General features: G+C 71.3%; 12 protein-coding genes and 1 tRNA gene. 7 read left to right on the top strand and 6 right to left on the bottom strand.

Features of this window, described 5'->3' with window-relative positions; translation table 11 throughout:
- Window positions 1–23 precede the first annotated feature (23 nt).
- A complete protein-coding gene (locus tag FHR78_RS07890; protein ID WP_166759981.1) occupies window positions 24–302 on the bottom strand; it encodes a hypothetical protein in 279 nt (92 codons plus the stop codon).
- 94 nt (window positions 303–396) lie between these two features.
- On the opposite strand from FHR78_RS07890, the gene FHR78_RS07885 reads away from it, so the two are divergent.
- Window positions 397–774, top strand: a complete 378-nt coding sequence (locus FHR78_RS07885; protein WP_133738370.1) for a cold-shock protein — start codon at window positions 397–399, stop codon at window positions 772–774.
- A complete protein-coding gene (locus tag FHR78_RS07880; RefSeq protein WP_166759980.1) occupies window positions 767–1,441 on the top strand; it encodes a DUF3027 domain-containing protein in 675 nt (224 codons plus the stop codon). Before FHR78_RS07885 ends, FHR78_RS07880 begins: the two co-directional genes overlap by 8 nt.
- 111 nt (window positions 1,442–1,552) lie before the next feature.
- On the opposite strand, the gene serC is transcribed toward FHR78_RS07880, so the two are convergent.
- Window positions 1,553–2,665, bottom strand: a complete 1,113-nt coding sequence (serC, locus tag FHR78_RS07875; RefSeq protein WP_166759979.1) for a phosphoserine transaminase — start codon at window positions 2,663–2,665, stop codon at window positions 1,553–1,555.
- Window positions 2,666–2,752: 87 nt separating this feature from the next.
- Between serC and FHR78_RS07870 the strand changes: the two genes are divergently transcribed.
- The 4 genes from FHR78_RS07870 to FHR78_RS07855 all read left to right on the top strand — a co-directional run bounded on the left by FHR78_RS07870 (window position 2,753) and on the right by FHR78_RS07855 (window position 5,824).
- Window positions 2,753–3,445 carry a metal-dependent transcriptional regulator gene (locus FHR78_RS07870; RefSeq protein ID WP_166759978.1) on the top strand — a complete coding sequence of 231 codons (693 nt, stop codon included), beginning with the start codon at window positions 2,753–2,755 and terminating at the stop codon, window positions 3,443–3,445.
- A gap of 304 nt (window positions 3,446–3,749) precedes the next feature.
- The gene (locus FHR78_RS15425) at window positions 3,750–4,730 is read left to right on the top strand and encodes an NlpC/P60 family protein (protein WP_166759977.1); all 981 of its coding nucleotides are present in this window, start codon (window positions 3,750–3,752) and stop codon (window positions 4,728–4,730) included.
- 328 nt (window positions 4,731–5,058) lie between these two features.
- Complete coding sequence (locus FHR78_RS07860; RefSeq protein WP_166759976.1) at window positions 5,059–5,553, top strand: HNH endonuclease; 495 nt, start codon at window positions 5,059–5,061, stop codon at window positions 5,551–5,553.
- Between the two features lie 199 nt (window positions 5,554–5,752).
- Window positions 5,753–5,824, top strand: a tRNA-Arg gene (locus tag FHR78_RS07855).
- Between the two features lie 427 nt (window positions 5,825–6,251).
- On the opposite strand, the gene FHR78_RS14855 is transcribed toward FHR78_RS07855, so the two are convergent.
- From FHR78_RS14855 to FHR78_RS07840, 3 genes are read right to left on the bottom strand one after another with little or no spacing between them, the layout of a single operon-like run.
- Complete coding sequence (locus tag FHR78_RS14855; RefSeq protein WP_208393037.1) at window positions 6,252–6,590, bottom strand: hypothetical protein; 339 nt, start codon at window positions 6,588–6,590, stop codon at window positions 6,252–6,254.
- Between the two features lie 10 nt (window positions 6,591–6,600).
- A complete protein-coding gene (locus FHR78_RS07845; RefSeq protein WP_166759975.1) occupies window positions 6,601–7,062 on the bottom strand; it encodes a MarR family transcriptional regulator in 462 nt (153 codons plus the stop codon).
- A 3-nt stretch (window positions 7,063–7,065) separates the two neighbouring features.
- Window positions 7,066–7,674 carry a cysteine hydrolase gene (locus FHR78_RS07840; protein ID WP_166759974.1) on the bottom strand — a complete coding sequence of 203 codons (609 nt, stop codon included), beginning with the start codon at window positions 7,672–7,674 and terminating at the stop codon, window positions 7,066–7,068.
- Between the two features lie 112 nt (window positions 7,675–7,786).
- Here FHR78_RS07840 and FHR78_RS07835 point away from each other — a divergent pair, with 112 nt between their 5' ends.
- Window positions 7,787–8,767 carry a zinc-binding alcohol dehydrogenase family protein gene (locus FHR78_RS07835; protein WP_166759973.1) on the top strand — a complete coding sequence of 327 codons (981 nt, stop codon included), beginning with the start codon at window positions 7,787–7,789 and terminating at the stop codon, window positions 8,765–8,767.
- A 6-nt stretch (window positions 8,768–8,773) separates the two neighbouring features.
- On the opposite strand, the gene FHR78_RS07830 is transcribed toward FHR78_RS07835, so the two are convergent.
- On the bottom strand, window positions 8,774–9,256 hold the full coding sequence (locus FHR78_RS07830; protein WP_166759972.1) for a MarR family winged helix-turn-helix transcriptional regulator: 483 nt from the start codon (window positions 9,254–9,256) through the stop codon (window positions 8,774–8,776).
- Between the last annotated feature and the right edge of the window lie 85 nt (window positions 9,257–9,341).

The following is a 9,341-nucleotide window of genomic DNA, read 5'->3' as shown; positions in this document are numbered from 1 at the left end:
TGGTGAGCAGCTCGGTGCTGCGTCTACCGTGTGGTGTCGCGACTCGCCCTGCTTCGCCGGACGATGCTGACCACCACCGACGCGATGATCAACAGGATCGCGAGCGGCAGTCCGATGAGCGGCAGGATCGTCACCATGGGCCACACGCCGCCCGAGTAGTCGTCGACGCCGACGACCCTGCCCACGAGGCGGACCACGAAGGCCGCGATCGAGAGCCCCACGATGGTGACCATCATGACGATCAGGACGCGTTCAGTACGATGGACGCCCTGAGGTGCCGTCTGCTCGCTCTTGTCTGCCACCTGCCCAGAGTAGTGGCAGGCCGCCGAGCACGGCGGTCCCGTGCCTCACGTCCTAAGCTCAGGGCGCACGCCCACCCCGACGAGGAGTCATCTCATGCCCACCGGCAAGGTCAAGTTCTACGACGACGAGAAGGGCTTCGGCTTCATCAGCAGCGATGACGGCCAGGAGGTCTTCCTCCACGCGTCCGCCCTGCCCGCGGGCACCGTCGGCGTCAAGGCGGGCACCCGCCTCGAGTACGGGATCGCCGACGGCAAGCGCGGCGCCCAGGCCCTCTCGGTGCGCGTCCTCGAGGCCGCCCCGAGCCTCGTCAAGCGCAACCGGCGCAGCGCCGACGACATGGCGGTCATCGTCGAGGACCTCGTGAAGGTGCTCGACCAGGCCGGCGGAGACCTCCGCCACGGCCGCTACCCGCAGAACGGCGCCAAGCTCGCCGTGCTGCTGCGCACCGTCGCGGACCAGTTCGATGCCTGACGCCGCCTCGACCGACGGGCCCCGCACGTCGCCCTTCGCCGGGCTGGCCCGCACCGCGCTGCTCGAGATCACGCCCGACGAGACCATCGGCGCCGAGGCGCCCCCGGTCGACGAGGTCGACGGGGTCGTCTCCGTGCGCTTCGCGACCCTGCTGCCCGGCTACCCCGGGTGGTTCTGGACGGTCAGCGTCGCCCAGGTCGAGGGCTCCGAGCCCACCGTCCTCGAGGTCGAGCTGCTGCCGGGAGACCACGCGCTCGTCGCGCCCGACTGGGTGCCGTGGGCCGACCGCCTCGCCGAGATGAAGGCGCAGGAGGCGGGCGACGGCGACGAGGACGCTGACGACGACGAGGACGACGAGGACTCGGACGAGGACGACGAGTCGGACGACGAGGACTCGGACGACGACGACGATGACTCGGACGAGGACGACGACGAGTCGGACGACGATGACGACTCCGACGAGGACGACGGCCCCCGGCCCGTCCACGGCGGCGACGTGGACGGCGTCGACATCGACGACCTCGGCGACGCGGACGACGACGATGAGTCCGACGACGACGACGACTCCGACGACAGCGACGACGACGACGACTCCGACGACGACGAGGCCCCGTCCGACCAGGACGAGGCCCCGGCGGCCCGGCCGCGCCGACGCCGACGACGCTGACCTGCGTCACGCGACCCGCGCCTCCTCGGCTGACGGTCGCGTGACGGCACTGTGCGAGAGGCCCCGACACCAGCTGGTGTCGGGGCCTCCGTCGTCGTGGGGGAGCGTCGCCTAGAGGGCGCCGACCACCCAATCGATCGAGCGGATCAGCTGGCGCACGTCGTCGGGCTCGATGGCCGTGAACGTGGCGACGCGCAGCTGGTTGCGGCCGAGCTTGCGGTACGGCTCGGTGTCGACGACGCCGTTGGCGCGGAGCACGGCGGCGACGGCGGCCGCGTCGACCGACTCGGCGAAGTCGATCGTGGCGACGACCTGCGAGCGGTGCGACGGGTCGACGACGAACGGCGTCGCGTACTCGGAGGCGGTGGCCCAGTCGTAGAGCGCGGACGACGACTCGCGGGTGCGGGCGTCGGCCCAGGCGAGGCCGCCGGCGTCGAGCATCCAACGGGTCTGGTCCTCGAGCAGCAGCAGCGTCGTCAGCGCGGGGGTGTTGAGCGTCTGGTCGAGGCGCGAGTTGTCGACGGCGTTCTTGAGGCTGAGGAACTCGGGCACGTAGCGACCGCTCGCGGCGACGCGCTCGACGCGCTCGAGGGCGGCCGGCGACATGAGGGCGAACCAGAGGCCGCCGTCGGACGCGAAGTTCTTCTGCGGGGCGAAGTAGTAGACGTCGGCCTGCGAGACGTCGACGTCGATGCCGCCGGCGGCGCTCGTCGCGTCGATCACGGTCAGGGCGCCGGGGTCGCCGGCGACCCGGGTGACCGGGGCCATGACCCCGGTCGAGGTCTCGTTGTGCGGCCAGGCGTAGACGTCGACGCCCTCGACGACCTCGACCTCGCTGAGCGACCCGCCCTCGGCGGTGCGGACGACGGGGGCCTCGAGCCACGGTGCGCCGAGGGCCTTGCCGAACTTGGAGCCGAACTCGCCGAACGACAGGGCCTCGGCGCGCTTCTCGACGAGGCCGAACGCGGCGGCGTCCCAGAAGGCCGTCGAGCCGCCGTCGCCGAGCACGACCTCGTAGCCGTCGGGCAGGCGGAACAGCTCGGCCAGGTCGGCGCGGACGCGCCCGACGAGCTGCTTGACGGGCGGCTGGCGGTGCGAGGTGCCGAGGATCGTCGCGCCGGAGGTGACGAGGTGCTCGAGCTGCGCCCCCCGGATCTTCGACGGGCCGCAGCCGAAGCGGCCGTCGCGCGGGAGGAGGTCAGTGGGAATCGAGAGGTCCGCCATGGATCGATCCTAGTGAGGCGGCACGGGGCCCTCCGCGCAGCAGATAGGCTGACGAGGTAGTCCACGTGTTCCACCGGGAGGCCCCAGTTGACCGATCTCGTCGACACCACAGAGATGTACCTGCGCACGATCCTCGACCTCGAAGAAGAGGCGATCGTCCCGCTGCGGGCCCGCATCTCCGAGCGCCTCGGCCACTCCGGCCCGACGGTGTCGCAGACGATCGCGCGCATGGAGCGCGACGGGCTCGTCGTCGTCTCGGGCGACCGGCACCTCGAGCTCACGCACGACGGCCGGTCGAAGGCGACCCACGTCATGCGCAAGCACCGCCTCGCCGAGCGGCTTCTCGCCGACGTCATCGGGCTCGACTGGGCCTACGTGCACGACGAGGCCTGCCGGTGGGAGCACGTGATGAGCGAGCAGGTCGAGCGCCGTCTGCTCGACATGCTCGACCACCCGACCGAGTCGCCGTACGGCAACCCGATCCCGGGCCTCGACGAGCTGGGCGACTCGCCCGCCGGCCGGTTCCTCGACGGTGTCGTGAACCTGGTGCAGGTGCTCGCCGAGAACCCCGAGGGCGTCACGCGCCCCGTGCGGCGCCTGGCCGAGCCGGTGCAGTTCGAGCCCGAGCTGCTGCAGCAGCTGCAGGACGCGGGCGTCCTGCCCGGCGGCGTCGCCACCGTCACCTCTGCCGGGGCCTACGTGCTCGTGCGCGTCGAGGGCCACGACGAGGGCCTCGAGCTGCCGACCGAGGTGGCGCAGCACATCTACGTGTCGGCCTGACGCCTCCTCGTCCCGCTCCTCCCGCAGGAGGCGCGGGTGCGGTCGTCCCGGTCGGGAACCTCACAGCTTCCGTATAGGAGGTGGATTGCCGACACAAGGGTCGTTACCCATTCGTGACGAATGTCCCTCTGGAGGATGATTTCCGGGCCGAGGTCACGTAGGGTCGCATGGTCCCCGAGCCAGGAATCCGGCCGAGGGGCCCGTGGCAGGACGTCTCGAGCATCCGTCTCCTGCCGCGCGTCGTCGATCTGACGTCGGACGGAGCACCTCCCTAGGGTGGCGAGACGCAGGAGAACCACCCCCCGTGACCACACCCGTGCTGCCCTCCGACCGAACCGACCGCGCCGCCCTGCGCGCCGACTCCGCCCCCCTGCCCACCCGCTCGTCCCTCCGTCGTGCCGAGGCCGCCGCCGCGGCGGCCGCAACCGGCCGTCGTGCCGTGGCTCCCTCCGCGCGACGCGTGCTGCGCTCGGAGCTCGTCGCCCGTCGTGCCGTCGAGCACCACGCGGCGCAGGCCGCCGCCGCGGAGCCCGCGACCCGCTCGCGTCTCTCGGTCCGCCGCAGCGTCGTCAGCGTGACGGTCATGACCGTCACCGCTGGCCTGTTCGGCACGGTGGCGCTGCCCGCCTTCGCGCTCGACCCCGACGACGCCGCGACGACCACGACGGCCGCCGGCCCCGTCGCCCTCGACGGGCAGACCCTCTCGGTCGACGCCGCCGCGACCGGGGCCGACGCCACGCGCGCCGACTGGTCGGCCACCTCGCAGGCCACCCTCGACGCCGCCGCTGCCGCCGCGGCCCTCGCCGCGCAGCAGCAGGCCGAGGCGGCCAGCGCGGCCGCGGCCGCCTCGTCGTCGACGGCCTCGACGACGAGCAGCGCCGGCAGCGCCGGCACCACCTCGTCGCGCTCGGTCGCCACCGAGGCCATCGCGTCGTCGTCGACCGGCCAGGCGGCCGTCTACCAGACGGCCCTGCAGTACGTCGGCACGCCCTACGTCTTCGGCGGCGCCACCCCGGCCGGCTTCGACTGCTCCGGGTTCGTCATGTACGTCTATGCGAAGTTCGGCGTCTCGCTGCCGCACTCGGTGGGCGCCCAGGCCGCCCGCGGCACGACGATCTCGGCCGCCGAGGCGCGCCCCGGCGACATCGTCGTCTTCAACGACGGCTCGCACGACGGCTTCTACGCCGGCAACGGGATGATCCTCGACGCGCCCAAGCCCGGCGGCTCCGTCAGCGTGCGGCCGCTGTGGTCGAGCGCCGTGCACTACGTGCGGTTCGCGGTCTAGGGTCCGCACCCGCGCCTCCTCCGCCCGGCCCCGGGTCGAGCAGCAGTGAACGAGCAGTGAAGAGCCGCCCCGCCTCTAGGCAGGGCGGCTCTCGCGGGTTAACCTGGCGATCTCGGAGTTCCGCTGAGACCAGGAGCGTCACATGAGCCGCACGACAGCCACCCGCACCATGGGTGCGCTGTCGCACGAGCACATACGACACACCGTCGACCGATAGAGCACCGTCATCCGTGACGGTGCTCTTCTCGTTCCCCGGCCTGCTGGCCCCCGCTGCCCCGAGTGCAGTCGAATCCCTGGAAGCCGTCCAGGGTGCTTCGAAAGGGAAAGCATGCGCACTCTCGTCCTCAACGCCGGTTTCGAGCCCCTCGCCGTCGTGTCGTTCCGCCGGGCCCTCGTGCTCGTCATGACCCAGAAGGCGACCGTGGTCGCCGCCGACGTCGAGCACCCCGTGCACGGCGCCGGGTTCGCCTACGACCGCCCCACGGTGATCGTGCTGACGCGGTACGTGCGCATCCCGCACGGCCGCACCGTGCCCGTCTCGCGCCGCGGGGTGCTGCGCCGCGACGCGCACCACTGCGCCTACTGCGGCCGCTCAGCCTCGACCATCGACCACGTGCAGCCGCGCTCGCGCGGCGGCGCGGACAGCTGGGAGAACCTCGTGGCGTGCTGCCTCCGCTGCAACAACGTCAAGAGCGACCGCACGCCGGCCGAGATGGGGTGGACGCTGCGCTGGCAGCCGAAGGCGCCCCACGGCGTCGGCTGGGTCGTGCGCGGGACGGACCGGCCGCAGGCGGAGTGGGACGAGTACCTCGCGGCGGCGTGAGGGCGGGGTGCGGCTGCTGCCGCTGCTGCCGCTCTCGCTCTGCTCGGTGGCATCGAACCACGTTCCGTTCTGAGAACCACCAAGCAACGGGGTTCTTTGAACGGAACGTGGTTCGTCGGGGTCGTGGTCGCCGCGCGGGGCGGCACGGGCTCGCGGGGCAGGGACGAGGAGGCGCGGGTTCGGTAGACTCGCCCGGTCAGCCTCTGTAGCTCAATGGAAGAGCAGTTCCGTCCTAAGGAAAGGGTTGGGGGTTCGAGTCCCTCCAGGGGCACTCCTCGCCGGCGCTCGTCGGCCCCTTCCGGGCCTCGAACCCCGGCGGCCCCGCGCTTCGCGCGCCCATCCAGGGGCACTCCTCACCGGCGCTCGTCGGCCCCTTCCGGGCCTCGAACCCCGGCGGCCCCGCGCTTCGCGCGCCCGTCCAGGGGCACCGCGAACGTTGCCCAGGCGAGTCGGTGGTGGGAGTCGGTCTCGTCGGCTGCGAGCGGTTCTCCTTCGTGCTCCATGGTCGTGTTCTCCGCGTGCCGGTCAGTCGAGGCCGATGCCCGCGAGCCAGCCGCGGGCGATGAGGGTCGCGGAGGCCTGCTCGTCGACGCTCCTGGTGTTGAGGGCGAGGAGCTGGTCCATGGTGAGCGCTGCGGTCACCTCGTCCATCACGGCAGCGGCGTCCGCGTCGAGGGCGTCGCTGCAGCCAGGGCCTTCTAGACGTCCGCCTCTGAGTTGGCGGTGGAGTCGGGGTCCCAGGCGTGCAGGAGGGGGCCGGTGTACTCGGGGAAGAGGTCGATGCCCCTCTCTTCGATCTTTGGGAGGTGGACCTCGCGTCGGCCGATGGCGAACTGGCGGTCGACCTCGCGCCCGTCGGCCTCGAGTGCCTGCGCGAGGATCTCGTTCGAGTAGTACTGCTGAGAGCCGATTACGATGGCGCCGGCGCCGGCGCCCGCGTCCTTCGAGGCCAACGGGTCGGACGACGCGCAGCTGGCGACGGCGAGGGACGTGACGAGCGCTGTCGCCGTCGCCAGGGTGCGGTGCAGGGGAGTCATGTTCTGTCGGTCATTCCGGGAGGGAGGATTCGTTGGTGGCGCGGCGGAGAGCACGGAGAGCACCGCGTAGGGCGGTGATCTCGTCGGCCGTGAGATGGGCGTCGAGGTGGGACCGGAGGGTCGTCTCGATGACGGCCTCGCCGCGGTCGATGACGGCGGGGGCGGTCTCGGCGAGGGTGATGAGGGACGACCGCCGGTCGTCGGGGTTGGGTGCCCGAAGGCAGAGGCCGGTGGTCTCGAGCTTGTCGATGAGCTTGCTCGTGCCGCCGACGGTCAGTGCGAGTTCGCGGGAGACGTCGAGGATGCGGCAGGGGCCCAGTCGCCGGAGGACGAGGAGCGCTTCGAACCGCCCCAACGGCACGTCGATCTCTGCCCGGAGGGCGTCGTCGATGTGGTCCCAGAGGTGCATCTCGGCGCGGGTCAGGTCGAAGAACACGTCGTACAGGCTCACGTCGTCGGGGCGGGTCGTCACGGGTCAGCCGGCGAGGGCGGCGGTGACCGTGGCGGTGTCGCTCACGGTGGCGATGTTCGTCAGGGCGAAGCTCGTCGCGGCGTGCTGCCACTCGGCGCTGAGGCTCGAGGTGGCGTCCTCGACCAGGGTCACCCGGTAGCCGTGGTCAGCGGCGTCGCGGACGGTGTGCTCGACGGCCATGTTCGTCCACGCTCCCACGACGACGAGCGTCTCGATGCCGAGGTTCCGGAGCATGTTGTCGATCGCGGTGCCGTTGAAGACGCTCATCCGGGTGCGGTCGAGGACGACGTCGCCGGCGACCGGGGTCAGCTCGTCGACGATCTGGGCGCCCCAGCTGTCGAGCTTGAACGTGTCGGGGGCGAGCATCTGGAAGATCGGGGCGTTGGTGCCGCTCATGCCCGCGACCGGGTAGACGACGATGCGGCTGTAGAAGACGGGGGCGCCGGAGGTGCGGGCGGCGTCGACGACGGAGCCGACGTTCGCGGTCACGTTCTGCGACTGGGCGTGCTCGACAGCGCCGGAGGTGGCGTAGGCCCTGTCGGCGTGGACGGTGTCGTTCTGCATGTCGATGACGAGGACCGCGGTGGTCGTGGGGGCGAGGGGGGTCGACATGATGCGGCCTTCCTTGGGAGGGGCGGTGCGGATGTGCACTCCAAGGAACTATATTCCTTGTCAACTACTTTGTGTGACCCCCGGGACGATCTGGGGGTCGGGAAGGCGCGAGATGAGCACCATGCGAGCGATCGTCCTCGACGGACCGGGCACACCGGACGTCCTGAAGATCCGGGATGTTCCGCGCCCTGGCGCCACAGTGGGGCAGGTGCTGATCGAGGTGCGCGCGTTCGGGCTGAACCGTTCCGAGCTGCACTTCCGGCAAGGCATCGGGTCGTTCGGGTCGTTCCCGCGCGTCCCGGGGATCGAGGCGGTCGGTGTCGTCGTCGAGGCGCCGGGCGGCGAGTTCGAGCCCGGCACCCAGGTCGCGGCGCTGATGGGCGGCATGGGACGGACCATCGACGGCGGCTACGCCGAGTACGTGGCCGTGCCGACCTCGTCCGTCGTCCCGTTCGTCAGCTCCCTCGACTGGAGCGTGATCGGTGCCGTCCCGGAGATGCTCCAGACCGCCTACGGTTCGCTGGTGACCGGTGTGGACGCGCAGTCGGGTGACAGCCTGCTCATCCGGGGCGGCACCTCCTCGATCGGCCTCGCCCTCGCCGTGATCGCCAAGCAGCGAGGCATGACGGTGATCTCCACCACCAGGAGCGCCGCCAAGTCCGCTGTCCTCGAGGCTGCGGGCGTCGACCACGTCGTCGTTGACGACGGAGCCGTCGCGGATGCCGTGCGCCGCATCGTGCCCGGTGGGGTCGCCGGCGCCGTCGAGCTCGTGGGCGCGCCCACGTTGCGCGACACCCTGAGGGCGACTGCCGTCCACGGGACGGTCTGCTTCACGGGCATGCTCAGCGACCAGTGGACCGTGCCGGACTTCTACCCCATCGACTACCTGCCCAACGGGGTCCGCCTCACCGCGTACTCGGGCGAGGCCAGCGACCTGCCGGCTGCCGTGCTGCAGGAGTTCCTCGACGCCGTCGAGGCCGGCCACGTCACGGTGCCGATCGGCCGCGTCTACGCGTTCGACGACATCGTCCAGGCCCACGCCGACATGGAATCCGGCTCGGCACCCGGGAAGCTCGTCGTCACGGTCCGCTGACCGTCGTCAGGCCTCGCTGGCGAGCATGCGACCGTCGGGGTCGAGGCGGCCGAGGAGTGCTGCCGAGATCGCGCCGAGCTGTTCTACCTGCTCTGCGGTCAACGCGTCGATCACGAGATGCCGGACCGCGCCGACATGACCCGGGGCTGCCGCGACGACCTTCTTCCACCCGGCGTCCGTGAGGGTGACGTTCGTCGCGCGTCGGTCCTCGGGGCACGGTGCCCGCTCGACCAGCCCTGCGTTCTCGAGGCGGGTGACCACCTTCGACAGTCGAGGAAGCGTGGCGTTGGCCCGAGCCGCGAGGGCGCTCGTGCGGAGGACGCGCCCCGGCGCCTCGGAGAGCATCGCGAGGGTGAAGTAGTCGAAGTGGGTCAGGCCCTCGTCCGTCGTCAGCTGCACGTCGAGCGCGGACGGCAACAGCTCGAGCACGGCTGTGAACCGCACCCAGGCTGCGCGCTCGGTCTCGGACAGCCACCTCGTCTCGGTCATGGGTCCATCGTACCAATGACTTGCATCTACAACTATTGCCGTCTACGTTAGTTGTAGAAGCAACCATTGGTCCCGGCCTCGTCGA

The sequence above is a fragment of the Frigoribacterium faeni genome (genome assembly GCF_011761235.1).
Classification (GTDB): domain Bacteria; phylum Actinomycetota; class Actinomycetes; order Actinomycetales; family Microbacteriaceae; genus Frigoribacterium; species Frigoribacterium faeni_A.
The sequence above is the reverse complement of the archived record's forward strand: the minus strand, read 5'-3'. Positions and strand labels throughout refer to the sequence as shown.